We start from the raw sequence: 15,108 nt of genomic DNA on the forward strand, positions 1-15,108 counted from the left end.
TTCTAGCCGCTTTTCAGCATATAGCCGGCGCCGCGAACCGTGTGCAGGATCGGCTTGTCGAAGCCCTTCTCAATCTTGCCGCGCAGCCGCGAGATATGAACGTCGATGACGTTGGTCTGCGGATCGAAATGGTAGTCCCAGACGTTCTCGAGCAGCATGGTGCGCGTCACTACCTGGCCGGCATGGCGCATCAAATATTCGAGCAGGCGGAACTCGCGCGGCTGTAGCGTTATCTCGCGCCCGGCGCGCCGCACCGAATGCGACAGCCGGTCGAGTTCGAGATCACCGACCCGGTAGACGGTTTCTGCCTCCCTGGCGCTGGCGCGGCGGTTCAGCACCTCGACGCGGGCGAGCAGTTCGGAAAAGGCGTAGGGCTTGGTCAGATAGTCGTCGCCGCCGGCACGCAGACCGGTGACCCGGTCGTCGACTTCGCCGAGCGCCGACAGGATCAGCACGGGCGTCGTATTGCCTCTGGACCTGAGCCCGGCAATGACGGACAGGCCGTCGCGGCGCGGCATCATGCGGTCGACGACCATGACGTCATAGTCGCCGGAATCAGCGAGTGCGAAGCCGGTTTCGCCGTCTCCGGCGACATGGGCGGTATGGCCGGCCTCGGCGAACGCCTTCTGCAGGTAGTCGGCCGCCTCGCGATCGTCTTCTATGACGAGAATCTTCATAGAACCGTCATACGCGATTTCGCTGGAAGATTGAGTGGCCGGCATATGCATCGTGGCCGTCTCCATGGCGTATCGCGAACAAGGTGATTCAGGGATACGCGGTAAGTCTTTGTTTTAGCATGCCGTAGCCTAAACCGCTTCACGCTTTGAGCGGCATGTTCGAGCGGCAGCGGGCGATCGGAAGCCCGCTGCCGCTGGGGCGGAACACGATGACTGACTAACGTATTCAGGCCCCGTGCTTTCCCGTGCGGCGGCTCGGGGGTGTGAAAACCGCCGCACCGGAAAAGTCGAGCCGGTCGTCAGCCCTTGGCGACAGGCAGCGCGACGAAGCGGTTGCTGTCGTCGCGGGTGATCTGCATCAGCACCGCCTTGCGTCCGGACTTCACCGCGTCGGCCATCGCCTTGTCGATGTCGCCGGTGCCGGTCACTTCCGTCGAATTGACGGAGGTGATGACGTCACCGGGCTGGATGCCGCGATCGGCGGCATCGCTGTCGGGGTCGACATCGGTCACCACAAGACCCTTGCCATTGTCGGACTTGGTGACGGTCAGGCCGAGATCGGCCAGCGTGTCGGTCTTCGGCGCGGGTGCAGGCTGCTGGTCGGCCGAGGCCTGCTTGTCGCTCGACGGCAGCTTGCCGAGATCGACCTTGACCGCCTCGCTCTTACCGTTGCGCCACACCGTGACATCGACCGATTTGCCGGGCGGGTAAGCGCCGATCAGACGGGCGAGTTCCTTCGGCGAAGCAACGTCCTTGCCGTCCACCTGAGTGATCACGTCACCGGCAGTGATGCCGGCCTTCTTGCCGGGACTGTTGTCCTGCGCGCTGGCAACGAGCGCGCCCTTGCCGGACCCAAGGCCAAGCGACTCGGCGATTTCGGGCGTGACCGGCTGGATTTCGACGCCGAGCCAGCCGCGCTGGACTGTGCCGTTCTTCATCAGATCCTGCACGACCTGCTTGGCGGTCGAAGCGGGAATATCGAAGGCAATGCCGACGCTGCCGCCTGACGGCGAGAAAATCGCGGTGTTGATGCCGACGACCTGGCCGTTGAGATTGAAGGTCGGGCCGCCCGAATTGCCGCGGTTCACCGAGGCGTCGATCTGGATGAAGTCGTCATAGGGACCGGCGCCGATATCGCGGCCGCGGGCCGAAACTATGCCTGCGGTAACCGTGCCGCCGAGGCCGAACGGATTGCCTACCGCCACCACCCAGTCGCCGACGCGAACCTTGGAATCATCGGCGAAGTCGACATAGGTGAACTTGCTGCCATCATTGACCTTGAGCACGGCAAGGTCGGTGCGCGGATCGGTGCCGATCAGCTTGGCGTCGAGTTCCTTGCCGTCATTGGTCACCACGGTGAAGGCGGTGCCTTCCTCGACGACATGGTTGTTGGTGACGAGATAGCCGTCATCGGAGATGAAGAAGCCCGACCCTTGCGCCACCGGCCGCGGCTGGTCGTTGTTGCGGTCACGGTGCCCAAAACGGCGCATTCCGTTCGGACCCTGGTCGCCGCCTTGGTCGCCAAAGCCGCGGAATTCGCGGAAGAACCGGCGCAGCTGCGGATTGTCGGGAAGATTGCCTAGGCCGTCCTCGTCGTCCATCTGGCCGGAACCGTCATCGGCCGTCGACTGGATCTTGGCCTTGACGCGCACGCTGACGACCGCCGGCGAAACGCGCTCGACCACATCGGCGAAGCTCGGGACCTGCGGTGCCTCGACACGCACGGCGTCGGCCAGAACCGGGGCTGTCCCGGTAGCAACAGCACCAAAGCCGATCGCGCCGGCAATGGCCAGGGATGCGGCTGCGGCCAGCAGGCGTTTGCGGGTGCGAAGATATGAATTGGGGGCAACATTCATGGTTCTCGTATCCTCTTTTCAAGGGACGCCCCTTGATTGGCATCCTCGACAAAGGAAATAGAGAACCGCACATTACGGCGCCATTTCCGGTACATGAAACTTTCGTAATGTTAGGATCAATCGCGGCGGAGTATCGCGTCCAGCGCCGCCTTCTCGTCCGCGGTCAGGGCATTGGTCGCCGTCGAGCGGCGCGAGCGGGCGGCCAGCAGGATGAACGTCCCGCCAACGAGCAGCAGAAGAACTGGCGTCCCCCAGAGCAAGGCGTTGCGCAGATTGAAGCGTGGCTTCAGCAGCACAAATTCGCCGTAGCGCGAAACGACATAGTCCATCACCTGCCGGTCGGTATCGCCGGCGACCAGGCGCTGGCGCACAAGGATGCGCAGGTCACGGGCAAGGTCGGCATCGGACTCGTCGATCGACTGATTCTGGCAGACCATGCAGCGCAAGCCTTCCGACAAAGCGCGCGCCCTCGCCTCGAGCGCCGGGTCGGCGAGCACCTCGTCGGGCTTGACCGCCTGCGCGGCGCCGGCGAACAACAGCGCCAGCAAGAGGACCAGCGAGGCCAGCGTGACCCTTTGGCTCATGGCGGGCTCGCCGATGGCACGGCGCCCGCCGGCTTGCGGGACGACGGCGCGCCGACACGCAGGCGGCGGTCGAGCAGCGACATCGCCGCACCCGCCATCATCACCAGGCCGCCACCCCAGATCAGCGTCACCAGCGGCTTCCACCACAGACGAACGACTACAGAGCCGTCGCTGGCCTCGTCGCCAAGCGAGAGATAGAGCTGGCTGAAGGCGATCGTGCTGATGCCGGATTCGGTCGTTGTCATCTGGCGCACCGGGTATGAGCGCTTGGCTGAGGTGATCTCGCCAGCGATGCTGCCGTCAGCGCCAAGCAGGGCGAAGCGGCCGCGATCCTCGCTGTAGTTAGGCCCCTGGGCCGGGTAGAGCCCCTCGAAGCGCAGGGTGTGGCCGGACAGTTCGACTGTATCGCCGGCATGCATCGACAGGATTTTTTCGGTGCCGAAGCAAAGCGTGCCGACAATGCCGAGCGTCGTCAGGCCGAGGCCGAGATGCGCAAGCGCTGTGCCGAAGACCGAGCGCGGCAGGCCGGCGAAGCGCCTGAGCACGGTGGCGGGCGCGACGGTGCCGAAGCCGGATTTGACGGCGAGATCGGTGAACGCGCCGCAGATCAGCCAGAAGGCAAGGCCGACACCGAGTGCCGCCAACACCGAAGCGCCATCGATGAACAGGGCGGTCACCAGCACGGCGAGCAGCGCCGCCGCGAAAGCCGCCATCAGGCGTTGGGCGACCGCGAAAATGTCGCCGCGCTTCCAGGCGAGCAGTGGCCCGAACGGCACGACGACCAGCAGCGGCACCATCAGCGGGCCGAATGTCAGGTTGAAGAACGGCGCGCCGACAGAAATCTTGTCGGCCGAAAGCGCTTCGACTACGAGCGGGTAGAGCGTGCCGACCAGCACGGTGGCGGTGGCGGTGGTCAGGAACAGATTGTTGAGGACCAGCGCGCCTTCGCGCGAGATCGGGTGAAACAGGCCGCCGGCCGTCAGCCGGGAGGCGCGCAAGGCAAACAGCGCCAGCGAGCCGCCAATGAACAGCGTCAGGATGCAGAGGATGAAAACGCCGCGCGTCGGATCGGTGGCGAAGGCGTGGACTGAGGTCAGCACGCCGGAGCGCACCAGGAAGGTGCCGAGCAGCGACAGCGAGAAGGTCAGGATCGCCAGCAGCAGCGTCCAGATCTTCAGCGCCGAGCGCTTTTCCATGACAATCGCCGAATGCAGCAGCGCCGTGCCCGCCAGCCACGGCATGAAGGACGCGTTCTCGACCGGATCCCAGAACCAGAAGCCGCCCCAGCCGAGCTCGTAGTAGGCCCAGTAGGAGCCCATGGCGATGCCGCCGGTGAGGAACATCCAGGCGACCAGCGTCCACGGCCGCACCCAGCGCGCCCACGATGCGTCGATGCGGCCCTCGATGAGGGCGGCGACCGAGAAGGAAAAGCATATCGAAAAGCCGACATAGCCGAGATAGAGCAGCGGCGGATGGATGGCGAGGCCGAGATCCTGCAGGATCGGATTGAGATCGCGGCCCTCGATGGGCGCCGGATTGAGCCTGACGAACGGGTTCGACGTCGTCAGGATGAACAGCAAGAAAGTAGCGCCGATCGCTCCCTGCACCGCAAGCACATTGGCCCGGAGCGTCGCCGGAAGATTGCCGCCGAAGACGGCGACAAGCGCGCCGAAGAAGGTCAGGATCAGCACCCAGAGCAGCATCGAACCTTCGTGATTGCCCCAAGTGCCGGTGATCTTGTAGATCAGCGGCTGCAGCGAATGCGAGTTCTCCCAGACGCTCTCCACCGAAAAGTCGGAGCCTGCATACGCGGTCGCCAGCGCCACGAAGGACAGCGCTGTCAAGGCAAAGCCGGTCAGCGCGGCGGGTGCGCCGACGGCCATCATCTTGTGGTTGCCGGTGCGCGCACCGAACAGCGGCACCACCGTCTGCACCAGGGCCAGCGCAAACGCCAGGACCAGGGCGAAATGTCCGGTTTCAACCATTGTCGCCGCGCTCGCCAGGTTTTGCCGCAGGTTCTTGCCGCAAAACCGTGGAACACTTTTGCGGAACCTCTCTAGTCACTCTTGCTCTCCTGCCAGACGCCCTTGGCCTTGAGGCCGTCGGCCACTTCCTTGGGCATATAGGTCTCATCATGCTTGGCGAGCACGCTGTCGGCGACAAAGATTCCGTCAGGGCCGAACGAGCCTTCGGTGATCACGCCCTGCCCTTCCCGGAAAAGGTCGGGAAGAATGCCGGTATAGGTAACCTTGACGTCCTTCTGGTTGTCGGTCACCGAAAAGGCGACGGTGGCGCCCTGGCTACGCTCTACTGTGCCTTTTTCGACGAGGCCGCCGAGCCTGATACGCTGGCCCGGCTGAAGGCTGGCGGTGGCCAGATCGGCCGGCATGTAGAAGTAGGAGGCCTTCTGGCCGAGCGCATAGAAGGTCAGCCCGGTGGCAACCCCGAGGAAGGCCAGCCCCGCAGCGATCACCGACAGTCGTTTCTGCTTGCGCGTCATCGTCTACTCCGTCGCCGTCACGCCGAGCGAGGCGGCAAAGGCGGTGAATTTCCTGGCCTGGTCGCTGTCCGCGCCAAAGACGGCGATACCGCGATTGAGTGCGTCACGCGCCTGATCTGTCTTGCCCAGCACGGCATAGGAACGAACGAGCTGCATCCACCCTTCCTCGTCGCGCGGATTTTGCCGAAGCTTTTCGTCGAGACCGGCAACCATGGTGCTGATCATGGCTTGCCGGTCCTGCGGCGACATCGAGGAGGCAGCATCGATATCGTCGGCGCTCGGCCCTTTCGCGGGCGCCTCCGAAGCGACGTTGCGGGCGGCGGATTCAGCGAGCGCCTGCTCGACGGCACCGCGCCACGGCGAGCCCTGCGGCAAGGCGGCAAGCATCTTTTGCCAAGCCGCCGTCGCTTCAGCTGTGCGGCCTTCCTGCGCTAAGCCCATGGCGAGATAGAACGAGGCCTTCGGGTTTGCCGGATCGAGCTTCAGCGCCGCCTCGAAAGCAGCCTGGGCGTCGGCTGAAACGATGCCGCCGGCCGCATTGGCGATCGCCTCGCCGAGGCCGGCTTGACGGGCGGCACTGTCGCCGTCAAGGCGAATGGCATTGCGGTAGGCGGTTACCGCATCGGCGTATCGCTGCATGCGCAGATAGACCGGCGCCAGCACGTCCCAGCCGCGGCCATCGGACGGGTTGGCCGCAAGGTGCGCTTCGGCGCGTGCCACCAGCTCGTCCACCGAGCTGTCGGCGGGGTTCTTGGCCAGGCGTTCGCTGAGCGGCTGCGACGGCAGGTCGGGTGAGCCGAGCTGGCCGTAAAGGCCCCAGCTAACCAGCGGAACCACCAGCACGGCAGCGGTCGCCACCAGCCTTGTCGACCGCTGTGTCGCCGTCGTGCCGGCCGGGCCGGCATTGCTCAGGCGAAGGATGCGGCGGGCGATCTCGGCGCGCGCCTCTTCGGCCTCCATTGGCCGGATCAGGCCACGCGCCACGTCGCGGTCAAGCTCGGCCAATTGGTCGCGATAGACTTCAAGGTCGTGATCGCCGGCAGCGGACGTGTTCTTTGTTTCGCCCGCCAACGGCAGCAGCACCGCCAGGCTTGCGCCCAGCGTCAGGATTGCGGCTATGACCCAGAACAGCATGGCTCTTCCAATAGAACGAGACCCTTGCCCTGCCAACACAAGCGTGCTGCGACGCTTTGACGGGACCGCTCCGATCGATAGTGCCGGACCGGGATCGGTGTATCAACGGCCGGCGAGCTACGTCAGCGGGGTCCAGCTGCCGTCGGCATTGCGACAGGCGGTTCCGCGCGCGGTGGCGCCGGCAGCGCCGGTAAACACCGTATGGGTGTATTGCCGGCAGTCCTGCGAGCCGACGCGATAGGGCTGGGCGGCGACAACTTCGCCGCGATGGGCCGAACTGTCGCTCTTCCACGCCACCTTCTGGCCGCTCGCCGTATATTCAAGCGCCTTGTATTCCGCCTCGAGCGCGCTGCGCTTCTCGGTCTCGCTCAAGCCGGTGCCGATCGAGCCACCGACGAGGCCGCCGCCCATGGCGGCGATGATCGTCGTCGCGACCTTGGCGCCACTGGGAGGCGTGGCGGCCGGTGTCACCGTAACGGCTGGGCCCTTGCCGAGCGTCGTACAGCCGGAGACGGCGAGCAGGGCGGAAACGAGCGCGACGCGAATCTTCATGCCAATACCGGCTTTCTTGAGCTGGACCGCCGCGCTGTCAGCAGGCTGGCGCGGCCATAATGTCGATGTTTATCGGAAATTTGGCCGCAGCCAGCCGCCCGGAAAAGCATTACTGAAGGCTCCGCAATCGAACCACCGCCTTCAATCCACCCATGACGGATCGTTCCAGCGCCAGAACGCCTCCATACTCGTTGATAAGGTCGGCGACAATGGCAAGTCCGAGCCCGCTGCCGGGTTTTGTCTCGTCGAGACGCCGTCCGCGCTGCAATGCCTCGCGCGCCTTGTCTTCGGGAATGCCGGGGCCGTCATCCTCGATGGCTATCTCGAACAGATTGGCCGCCCCTTCCCTGCCGGCGATGGGCTTGACGGAAACGGCGACCGCGCTCCTTGCCCATTTCATCGCATTGTCGAGCAGATTGCCGAGCAGCTCCTCAAGGTCCTCACGTTCGCCGGCAAAGACGATGTCGGTGGCCGGCAGCGACAGCGAGAGCGCGGTCCGCGGGTTGAGCTTCTGCAGCACGCGCACCATGCGCTGGACCAGCGGCGCCACCGGCGTGCGGTAAACGACGCTGTCGCGCTGCGCGGCAACGCGGGCACGTTGCAGATAGTGGTCGACCTGCTTCTGCATGGAAGCGGCCTGCTCGGCGATGAGCTGGCCCTTGGCGCCACCCAGCGCCCGCCCCTCGTTGAGCAGCACGGCCAGCGGCGTCTTCAGCGAGTGCGCGAGGTTGCCGACCTGCGTGCGCGACCGCTCGACGATACGCCTGTTGTTCTCGATCAGCGCATTGGTCTCGTTTGCAAGCGGCTCGATCTCAGCCGGGAAGCGGCCGTCGAGCCGTTGCGCAGTTCCTTCGCGCACCATGGCAAGGGCATTCCTGACCCGGCGCAGCGGCTGCAGGCCGAGCAGGATGGCGATTGCATTGATGGCGATCATGCCGACGCCGAACAGCGACAGATAGGTCAAAAGGCGCCGCTGGAAGGTGGCGATTTCCTGCTCGAGCTCGGTCTGGTTGCCCATGACACGGAAGCGCGCGGCGCGGTTTTTCGCATCGAGGACGAACTCGCTCTCGAACACCTCCAGTTGCTCGCCTTCGATGCCGTCCGCCGAATAACTGCGCTGGAAGCTGGCATTGAATGGCACCTCGGCAACGCTTGGCGACGGGATCGCCTTGCTCATCGACGACGAATGGAGATCGCCGTGCACGCCTTCCGAGGCGGGCTCGACCGACCAGTACCAGCCGGAATTCGGCTCCGAGAACCTCAAATCGCCAAGGTCGGGAGCGCCGGTCAATTGGCCGCTTTCGGAAACGCCGACCGAGCCGATCAGGTTGAACAGATGCGCCGAGAGCAGGCTGTCGAAACCGCGCTCGCTGGCCTGGCGATAGAGCGTGGTGATCAAGGTGAAGATGACGACCAGAGTGAGGATCGCCCAGACCGTGGAAAAGGCGATGACGCGAAACGCCAGCGAACGCGGCCATGACCGCAGCGACGGCGTGTTCGAGACGGCGGGTTTTGTAGGCAGCGGTTCCGCGTTACGTCTCCGGCTTACGCATGCGGTAGCCCATGCCGCGAACGGTTTCGATCATGTCGATGCCCATCTTCTTGCGAAGCCGTCCGACGAAGACCTCGATCGTATTGGAATCGCGGTCGAAATCCTGATCGTAGAGATGCTCGACCAGTTCGGTCCGGGACACGACCTCGCCCATATGGTGCATCAAATAGGCAAGCAGGCGGAATTCATGCGATGTCAGCTTCAGCGGTACACCATCGACGTCGGCCTTGGAGGCCTTGGTGTCGAGGCGCAGCGGTCCGCAGGTCAGCTCCGACGAGGCATGCCCGGCGGCACGCCGGATCAAGGCCCGCACCCTGGCCAGGATTTCCTCGATGTGGAAGGGTTTGGTGACGTAGTCGTCGGCGCCGGCGTCGATACCGGCAACCTTGTCGCTCCAGCGGTCGCGTGCCGTCAGGATCAGCACCGGCATCTTGCGGCCGCCACGGCGCCAGCGCTCGACCACGCTGATGCCGTCCATCTGCGGCAGGCCGATGTCGAGCACGACGGCATCGTAGGGCTCGGTGTCGCCGAGAAAGTGCCCTTCCTCGCCGTCGAAAGCGCGATCGACGACATAGCCGGCATCGACCAGCGCGTCGCCGATCTGCCGGTTGAGATCCTTGTCATCTTCGACGACGAGTACGCGCATGCGGGAGGCCTGTTGAAGCTGTTCAGATATAGGCCGATTCCGGCAGACTGGGAAACGGCACGGTTCAGTTCAGCGGAACGACGATCTCCGAGCGACGCGGACGCTGCCCTTCTTTGCCCGGAACCAGCACGACGATGACGCAGACCGGCTGGCCGCCGCGTGTCGACTGCGAGGCCTTGGCCAGGGTGCCGCCATTCTGCTCGGCCACCTGCTGGCCGATCGCATAGCAGTCCGAGGCGGCGAGGACGACCGGTTGGGGCTGCTCGGGCACGACAACGGGGATCGCCATCGCCTGCGACGCAAGCAGACCGGCGGCTGAGAGCGCCAGTGCCGCGGTCCGGAAGTGGGAGCAAAGGATGTTCATGGTCAGCGTTCTAACGCGCTGGTGCTGAACGTGATATGAACGGTGAACGCTCGAATGCATGCCCGCCACACCCCTGAAGCGCGAGATTACCGGATTGCCATCTCGCCGCCCGTCTCGCGAAATCGCCAAAGTTTAACCTAGCCCTCCGATCCTTCGCCGACAACCGGCATCATTTGGCGGAGAAGGCAATCGCTTCAGGTGTGCGCCGACTTCGACAATCGATCCGGGACAATCGATCCGGCAACCGAAGGCAGGTTCAGGCGAACCGACCCGCTCGCCTGAAACAAAAAAACCGACCTGAAACAAAAAAACCCGCTCGGCGGCGGGTCGTTGGCGCCAATCAGCACCATAGTGAAATTAGTAGCATAGCTGCCGGCACAAAGCAAGAACAAAATTGCCCGATTCTTACGGAAAGTGCCCGGCGGTCAGCCCTCATCCTCGATCATGGCGCGGAAACGCAGCAGCCCGTGATGGGCCGAAAGGTCCTCGTCGTAGCGGGCTTCGGCGAATTCGAGCTTGAGATAGGCGCGGCGATGTTCGCCAAGCGAGAGTGCCGCATCTCGCAAGCGGGCGCTGACCAGGTCCATGATGTCGAGCGTTTCCTTGCTGGCCTCGGACTTCGACCAGACATGCAGCGTCAGCAACTGCTCGGCGTTGTTCTCCGTGCCCGTAGCCCAGTCGTAAACGCTGGTGCGGCCGAAGGTCATGTGGGGAAACGCAACATTTTCCGGCGCACGGTCGAACAATCTTGCGTCGCCCAGTGCCGCCGATAAATCGGGATCGCCATTCACTGCCTCGAATATGGCCTTCTGCAATTCGACGGGTGGCGCGGTCATTGTCTTTCCCCTCGCCCGTCGCGTCGACCTCCCTGCTGCGTAGCTGCGTTGCATGGCGGCATCCCGGCAAAGCGCGAATCAGCGCGTCTCATACGGATTATGAACCTTCATGATCTCGGGAATAAGCCCTGCTACTGGAACCCGCGACGCCGCGGCCTTTCGCGTCACGGACGCCCTTGAGGGTGACGCGAATTCATTTGGCGTGCAGGGCGTTCGAAGAACGATGCTATGAAGATTCTGGTTTCCAAACATTCGAGGTCGTTTTCGTGCGCGAGCCATCGCTGCTGCCTGTTTTCGGAAAGCTTGGGGTCAGGGCGCGGCCGGTCGCGATTGCGGCGCCGACCATGTCGATGACCATCAAGAATTTGGTCAACCGCACTCGGGAGCTGCTCTCGGCGCACGGTAGCCTGGCCCTGAAGCTGTTCGTCGTTTTGTGGACGGTGCTTGTCCTGGCGGCAATATTCTTCGTCGCCCAAGCCTGACCGAGCGACATTCATCGATCGGGCGGAAACTAAAGGATGCCAAGATGGCAAACCGCTACGCGCTGCGTATGGAACGTCCTCACAGCTGGACCGTCTTCTACGTCTTCACCGGCCAGCCTGTCGAGCTCAAGCAGCAATCCATGGTCGGCATGAACACGTGCGATGCGCACGCGATGGTCGATCGGCTGAACAGTCGTGACATCGCGGCGGATGCAGGCGGACCGGAAGCCCCGAGAAAGCGTCTTGTGGACGGATCGCGACGGATCTAGCGAAAATCGGCCGCAGTCAGCACATATATGCTCCTGCGGGTGCGGGCATAGGCATTCCTGGCGACATCGTGGATCGAGCTGGAAGCCGTGTCGAAGGCCGCCAGATAGGTAGCTTCCGAGGCCGCCGTTCCCGGCTGCACTTTGGAGATGGCATCGGTTGCGACAGAGAAGGAAATCTGGAACATGCCGTCATGGCCGACGAAGCGGATGCGTTTGCTTGCCTCGTCGTAGCTGCGGCTGGGATTGGGAAATGTCAGGCTCATGATTTGGCCTCCGTCGATGCGGATACGGCCTGCTTGACTGTCCGCGCCGCCCGCTTCTTCTTTGGGGCGACCGGATTCAGAGCTGCCGCCGCGCGATCCGCCTCTTCCTTGGCCAGTCGCAATTCCCTCAGTCTTGCCGTTTTGATCGCCCTGGCCTTGGCCTCCGAGAGATATTCGGCAGTTGCCTTGTTCCGCTCCGCCGTTTTCTTTTGATTTTCCATGAAGCGAGCCTGAGCTTTTTCCATGATGTTCTGATTGCCTTCGGCCATCGGTAAAATCTCCCTTGCAGCGAAAGTCGTGAGTGTGAACTTCACCATAAAATAGGTGTTCAAAGACAGAAATTCAATTTCATTAATATTCGGCAATGCCCGAACACCAAGGGATAGCCAGGCAAAATAATTCATTCAATATTTGACATACCCCATGAATATTTTTTGGCACTCCTATCAATCGAGTGCCAAGGCGCCTATAGAGAGGGGCGGCCGCCTAAGCCGGCCCCAGAAAGAGTCCCCATGAAATTCCGGCCACTCCACGATCGCGTCGTCATTCGGCGCGCCGAAAGCGACACCAAATCCAAGGGCGGCATCATCATCCCCGGCAATGCCAAGGAAAAACCGCAGGAAGGCGAAGTGATCGCCGTCGGGCCGGGCGCGCGGGACGAAAGCGGCGTGCTGATGGCGCTCGACGTCAAGGCCGGCGACCTCATCCTGTTCGGCAAATGGTCCGGCACCGAGGTCAAGATAGACGGCGAGGACCTTGTGATCATGAAGGAGGCCGACATCATGGGCATCATCGACAAGAGCGAGATGGGTATCATCGACAAGAGCGTGGCTACCAAGAAGGCCGCCTGATTGGAATGCCGCGCGCCCTGCCGGGCGCGCAAAGGATGCTCCAAGCTTTGATTCAGGCGCGCTGCAAGCGTCTTGCCACAACCAACCGAACTGGAAAAAATCATGTCTGCCAAGGAAATCAAATTTTCCACCGACGCGCGTGACCGCATGCTGCGCGGTGTCGAAATCCTCAACAACGCCGTCAAGGTGACGCTCGGCCCTAAGGGCCGCAACGTCATCATCGACAAGGCCTATGGCGCGCCGCGCATCACCAAGGACGGGGTGACGGTGGCCAAGGAAATCGAACTTTCCGACAAGTTCGAGAACATGGGCGCACAGATGGTGCGCGAAGTGGCCTCGAAGACCAACGACCTCGCCGGCGACGGCACCACCACCGCCACGGTGCTTGCCGCTTCCATCCTGCGCGAGGGCGCCAAATTCGTTGCCGCCGGCATGAACCCGATGGACCTCAAGCGCGGCATCGACCTTGCCGTCACCGCCGTCGTCAAGGAAATCCAGGCTCGAGCCAAGAAGGTCAAGTCCTCAGGCGAGATCGCGCAGGTCGGCACCATTGCCGCCAATGGCGACACCAGCGTCGGTGCCATGATCGCCAAGGCGATGGACAAGGTCGGCAATGACGGCGTCATCACCGTTGAGGAGGCCAAGACCGCCGAAACCGAACTCGACGTCGTCGAAGGCATGCAGTTCGATCGCGGCTATCTCTCGCCCTATTTCGTCACCAATGCCGAGAAGATGCGCGCCGAGCTGGAGGAGCCTTACGTGCTCATCCACGAAAAGAAGCTCGGCAATCTGCAGGCGCTGCTGCCCATCCTCGAAGCCGTGGTGCAAAGCGGCAGGCCGCTGTTGATCATCTCCGAGGACGTCGAGGGCGAAGCGCTGGCGACGCTGGTCGTCAACAAGCTGCGCGGCGGCCTCAAGGTCGCGGCCGTCAAGGCGCCTGGCTTCGGTGACCGCCGCAAGGCGATGCTGGAAGACATCGCCGTGCTCACCGCCGGACAGATGATTTCCGAGGATCTCGGCATCAAGCTGGAGAACATCACCATAGAGATGCTCGGCCGCGCCAAGCGCGTGCTGATCGAGAAGGACACCACCACGATCATCGACGGCGCCGGCGAGAAGGCCACCATCCAGGCGCGCGTCCAGCAGATCAAGGGGCAGATCGAGGAAACCACTTCCGACTACGACAAGGAGAAGCTGCAGGAACGTCTCGCCAAGCTGGCGGGCGGCGTTGCCGTCATCCGCGTCGGCGGCGCCACCGAATCCGAGGTCAAGGAAAAGAAGGACCGCATCGACGATGCGCTGAACGCCACCCGCGCGGCCGTCGAGGAAGGCATCGTTCCCGGCGGCGGCGTCGCGTTGCTGCGCGCCAAGGCTGTGCTGAACGGGCTGACCGGAGCCAATGCCGATGTAACGGCGGGCATTTCGATCGTGTCGAGAGCGCTCGAAGCGCCGATCCGGCAGATCGCCGAGAATTCCGGCGTCGAAGGTTCGATTGTCGTCGGCAAACTCGCCGACAGCAAGGACCACAATCAGGGCTTCGATGCCCAGAACGAGGTCTATGTCGACATGATCAAGGCCGGCATCGTCGACCCCGCGAAGGTGGTGCGGACGGCGCTGCAGGACGCGGGCTCGATTGCGGCGCTACTGATCACTGCTGAGGCCATGATCACAGACGTTTCAGCCAAGGAAGCCGCTGCTTCGCCCGGCGGCATGGGCTATTGACCAGCCGCTGCCGGAAACAAGCCTGAAAGACAGCCGCCGGGGGATATTCCCCGGCGCGCGCCATCGGCAAGGAGATCGATCCATGATCGCATTCGTCCCGAAGCCAAATGCAGCCACGAAGACCAAAGTGGCAGAGGAAAGCCGCTTCGATCGCATTCGCAGGCTTGCCGACAAGCACAGGAAAGCCGACGCCGGCACGATAGGCCGCGACCCGAAAAAGATCGCGGACAAGCGTCCCATGTGACGATTGCCAATCCTCGGCACCCCGCGCAAGCGCGGCACCAGACCCTTATCGCGTCTCGTCGCTGATCAGCGCCAGCTGAATGCGATTCTTGCCCGAACGCACAAGCGCCGTCAGTGCCTGCATGGTGCGGTCAAGCTTATCTCCGAGCGGCGGCAACTGGGGCCGCTACTTGGCGGCGTCATCGTACCGTTGGTTCTGCGCCATGAGGTGGCGGACCACGAGGTGAAGGAAAGCCTGATCGTTCAATCCAGGCTCGACTGGACCATCGTGGAGCCGCCCAGGTTGAGCAATGGAGCGGCAACGGGCGAATTCCGCCACGGCAACGGCATCCGGTCGGCGTCGCTGCTGCCGACGCTGGCGCGTGCCGACGTGGCGGCCTTCATGCTCGCCCAACTCGACGGCACCACCTACTCGCGCAGGGTAGCCAACATCCTGCGCTGACGCCTCGCAGGAGCCGTCTTCCCCTCGACGAACCGCCCGCTATATCTTCATCGTCCTTACCTTCATCGCCCTTGTCGGCAGCACCAAAATGGACGAATAGTCTTGCAAGGTGCGCCGCCGTGAAATTGCCGGCAT

General features: G+C 63.3%; 19 protein-coding genes. 6 read left to right on the forward strand and 13 right to left on the reverse strand.

The window, feature by feature from the left end; genetic code table 11:
* Positions 1–2: 2 nt before the first annotated feature.
* From NKH89_RS22590 to NKH89_RS22640, 11 genes are all read right to left on the reverse strand, one after another.
* Complete coding sequence (locus tag NKH89_RS22590) at positions 3–677, reverse strand: response regulator transcription factor (protein ID WP_254819962.1); 675 nt, start codon at positions 675–677, stop codon at positions 3–5.
* A 299-nt stretch (positions 678–976) separates the two neighbouring features.
* A complete protein-coding gene (locus NKH89_RS22595) occupies positions 977–2,533 on the reverse strand; it encodes a Do family serine endopeptidase (RefSeq protein WP_352481893.1) in 1,557 nt (518 codons plus the stop codon).
* Between the two features lie 116 nt (positions 2,534–2,649).
* Entirely contained in the window at positions 2,650–3,117 is a 468-nt protein-coding gene (locus NKH89_RS22600; RefSeq protein ID WP_352588740.1) for a cytochrome c-type biogenesis protein, read from the reverse strand.
* A complete protein-coding gene (locus tag NKH89_RS22605; RefSeq protein WP_352494823.1) occupies positions 3,114–5,102 on the reverse strand; it encodes a heme lyase CcmF/NrfE family subunit in 1,989 nt (662 codons plus the stop codon). The genes NKH89_RS22600 and NKH89_RS22605 overlap by 4 nt, the downstream gene beginning before the upstream one ends.
* Positions 5,103–5,173: 71 nt before the next feature.
* On the reverse strand, positions 5,174–5,617 hold the full coding sequence (ccmE, locus tag NKH89_RS22610; protein WP_023718386.1) for a cytochrome c maturation protein CcmE: 444 nt from the start codon (positions 5,615–5,617) through the stop codon (positions 5,174–5,176).
* A gap of 3 nt (positions 5,618–5,620) precedes the next feature.
* On the reverse strand, positions 5,621–6,751 hold the full coding sequence (gene ccmI / locus NKH89_RS22615) for a c-type cytochrome biogenesis protein CcmI (RefSeq protein WP_023718387.1): 1,131 nt from the start codon (positions 6,749–6,751) through the stop codon (positions 5,621–5,623).
* A 117-nt stretch (positions 6,752–6,868) separates the two neighbouring features.
* Positions 6,869–7,303 carry an RT0821/Lpp0805 family surface protein gene (locus NKH89_RS22620; RefSeq protein ID WP_023718388.1) on the reverse strand — a complete coding sequence of 145 codons (435 nt, stop codon included), beginning with the start codon at positions 7,301–7,303 and terminating at the stop codon, positions 6,869–6,871.
* Positions 7,304–7,412: 109 nt separating this feature from the next.
* Entirely contained in the window at positions 7,413–8,825 is a 1,413-nt protein-coding gene (locus NKH89_RS22625) for an ATP-binding protein (protein WP_352494883.1), read from the reverse strand.
* Between the two features lie 10 nt (positions 8,826–8,835).
* Positions 8,836–9,501: a response regulator transcription factor gene (locus NKH89_RS22630; protein WP_352494822.1), complete on the reverse strand. Its 666-nt coding sequence runs from the start codon at positions 9,499–9,501 to the stop codon at positions 8,836–8,838.
* 64 nt (positions 9,502–9,565) lie between these two features.
* Entirely contained in the window at positions 9,566–9,865 is a 300-nt protein-coding gene (locus NKH89_RS22635) for a hypothetical protein (RefSeq protein WP_023718391.1), read from the reverse strand.
* A 425-nt stretch (positions 9,866–10,290) separates the two neighbouring features.
* Complete coding sequence (locus tag NKH89_RS22640) at positions 10,291–10,701, reverse strand: DUF3168 domain-containing protein (protein WP_023718393.1); 411 nt, start codon at positions 10,699–10,701, stop codon at positions 10,291–10,293.
* Positions 10,702–10,967: 266 nt separating this feature from the next.
* Between NKH89_RS22640 and NKH89_RS22645 the strand changes: the two genes are divergently transcribed.
* Both NKH89_RS22645 and NKH89_RS22650 read left to right on the forward strand, forming a co-directional pair.
* The gene (locus NKH89_RS22645; protein WP_352494821.1) at positions 10,968–11,183 is read left to right on the forward strand and encodes a hypothetical protein; all 216 of its coding nucleotides are present in this window, start codon (positions 10,968–10,970) and stop codon (positions 11,181–11,183) included.
* Positions 11,184–11,227: 44 nt separating this feature from the next.
* Positions 11,228–11,452 carry a hypothetical protein gene (locus NKH89_RS22650; protein ID WP_031193831.1) on the forward strand — a complete coding sequence of 75 codons (225 nt, stop codon included), beginning with the start codon at positions 11,228–11,230 and terminating at the stop codon, positions 11,450–11,452.
* Here NKH89_RS22650 and NKH89_RS22655 read toward each other — a convergent pair.
* Both NKH89_RS22655 and NKH89_RS22660 read right to left on the reverse strand, forming a co-directional pair.
* Positions 11,449–11,715: a DUF1488 family protein gene (locus tag NKH89_RS22655; RefSeq protein WP_023718394.1), complete on the reverse strand. Its 267-nt coding sequence runs from the start codon at positions 11,713–11,715 to the stop codon at positions 11,449–11,451. The two genes, NKH89_RS22650 and NKH89_RS22655, sit on opposite strands and share 4 nt — an antisense overlap.
* Positions 11,712–11,984, reverse strand: a complete 273-nt coding sequence (locus NKH89_RS22660; protein WP_023718395.1) for a hypothetical protein — start codon at positions 11,982–11,984, stop codon at positions 11,712–11,714. The genes NKH89_RS22655 and NKH89_RS22660 overlap by 4 nt, the downstream gene beginning before the upstream one ends.
* A gap of 243 nt (positions 11,985–12,227) precedes the next feature.
* Between NKH89_RS22660 and NKH89_RS22665 the strand changes: the two genes are divergently transcribed.
* The 4 genes from NKH89_RS22665 (at position 12,228) to NKH89_RS22680 (ending at position 14,973) form a co-directional block, all read left to right on the forward strand.
* Positions 12,228–12,566, forward strand: a complete 339-nt coding sequence (locus NKH89_RS22665; protein ID WP_352910006.1) for a co-chaperone GroES — start codon at positions 12,228–12,230, stop codon at positions 12,564–12,566.
* 102 nt (positions 12,567–12,668) lie between these two features.
* Positions 12,669–14,288, forward strand: coding sequence for a chaperonin GroEL (gene groL / locus NKH89_RS22670; protein ID WP_352481903.1), 1,620 nt, complete (start codon positions 12,669–12,671; stop codon positions 14,286–14,288).
* Positions 14,289–14,370: 82 nt separating this feature from the next.
* Positions 14,371–14,532, forward strand: coding sequence for a hypothetical protein (locus NKH89_RS22675; RefSeq protein WP_023718397.1), 162 nt, complete (start codon positions 14,371–14,373; stop codon positions 14,530–14,532).
* Between the two features lie 3 nt (positions 14,533–14,535).
* Positions 14,536–14,973 carry an NAD(P)H-binding protein gene (locus NKH89_RS22680; RefSeq protein ID WP_023718398.1) on the forward strand — a complete coding sequence of 146 codons (438 nt, stop codon included), beginning with the start codon at positions 14,536–14,538 and terminating at the stop codon, positions 14,971–14,973.
* Positions 14,974–15,108: the final 135 nt, after the last annotated feature.

Origin of the sequence: Mesorhizobium sp. M0923 (assembly GCF_040319365.1) — a bacterium.
In the GTDB taxonomy this organism is placed as follows: Bacteria; Pseudomonadota; Alphaproteobacteria; order Rhizobiales; family Rhizobiaceae; genus Mesorhizobium.

What these genes read in the sequence shown, in the direction of transcription:
- NKH89_RS22630 (WP_352494822.1), bottom strand. Translation starts at nt 9,501, where the DNA reads ATGCGCGTACTCGTCGTCGAAGATGACAAGGATCTCAACCGGCAGATC.
- NKH89_RS22660 (WP_023718395.1), bottom strand. Translation starts at nt 11,984, where the DNA reads ATGGCCGAAGGCAATCAGAACATCATGGAAAAAGCTCAGGCTCGCTTC.
- NKH89_RS22650 (WP_031193831.1), top strand. Translation starts at nt 11,228, where the DNA reads ATGGCAAACCGCTACGCGCTGCGTATGGAACGTCCTCACAGCTGGACC.
- NKH89_RS22620 (WP_023718388.1), bottom strand. Translation starts at nt 7,303, where the DNA reads ATGAAGATTCGCGTCGCGCTCGTTTCCGCCCTGCTCGCCGTCTCCGGC.
- NKH89_RS22665 (WP_352910006.1), top strand. Translation starts at nt 12,228, where the DNA reads ATGAAATTCCGGCCACTCCACGATCGCGTCGTCATTCGGCGCGCCGAA.
- NKH89_RS22590 (WP_254819962.1), bottom strand. Translation starts at nt 677, where the DNA reads ATGAAGATTCTCGTCATAGAAGACGATCGCGAGGCGGCCGACTACCTG.
- NKH89_RS22595 (WP_352481893.1), bottom strand. Translation starts at nt 2,533, where the DNA reads ATGAATGTTGCCCCCAATTCATATCTTCGCACCCGCAAACGCCTGCTG.
- NKH89_RS22605 (WP_352494823.1), bottom strand. Translation starts at nt 5,102, where the DNA reads ATGGTTGAAACCGGACATTTCGCCCTGGTCCTGGCGTTTGCGCTGGCC.
- NKH89_RS22655 (WP_023718394.1), bottom strand. Translation starts at nt 11,715, where the DNA reads ATGAGCCTGACATTTCCCAATCCCAGCCGCAGCTACGACGAGGCAAGC.
- NKH89_RS22675 (WP_023718397.1), top strand. Translation starts at nt 14,371, where the DNA reads ATGATCGCATTCGTCCCGAAGCCAAATGCAGCCACGAAGACCAAAGTG.
- NKH89_RS22600 (WP_352588740.1), bottom strand. Translation starts at nt 3,117, where the DNA reads ATGAGCCAAAGGGTCACGCTGGCCTCGCTGGTCCTCTTGCTGGCGCTG.
- NKH89_RS22640 (WP_023718393.1), bottom strand. Translation starts at nt 10,701, where the DNA reads ATGACCGCGCCACCCGTCGAATTGCAGAAGGCCATATTCGAGGCAGTG.
- ccmE (WP_023718386.1), bottom strand. Translation starts at nt 5,617, where the DNA reads ATGACGCGCAAGCAGAAACGACTGTCGGTGATCGCTGCGGGGCTGGCC.
- ccmI (WP_023718387.1), bottom strand. Translation starts at nt 6,751, where the DNA reads ATGCTGTTCTGGGTCATAGCCGCAATCCTGACGCTGGGCGCAAGCCTG.
- groL (WP_352481903.1), top strand. Translation starts at nt 12,669, where the DNA reads ATGTCTGCCAAGGAAATCAAATTTTCCACCGACGCGCGTGACCGCATG.
- NKH89_RS22635 (WP_023718391.1), bottom strand. Translation starts at nt 9,865, where the DNA reads ATGAACATCCTTTGCTCCCACTTCCGGACCGCGGCACTGGCGCTCTCA.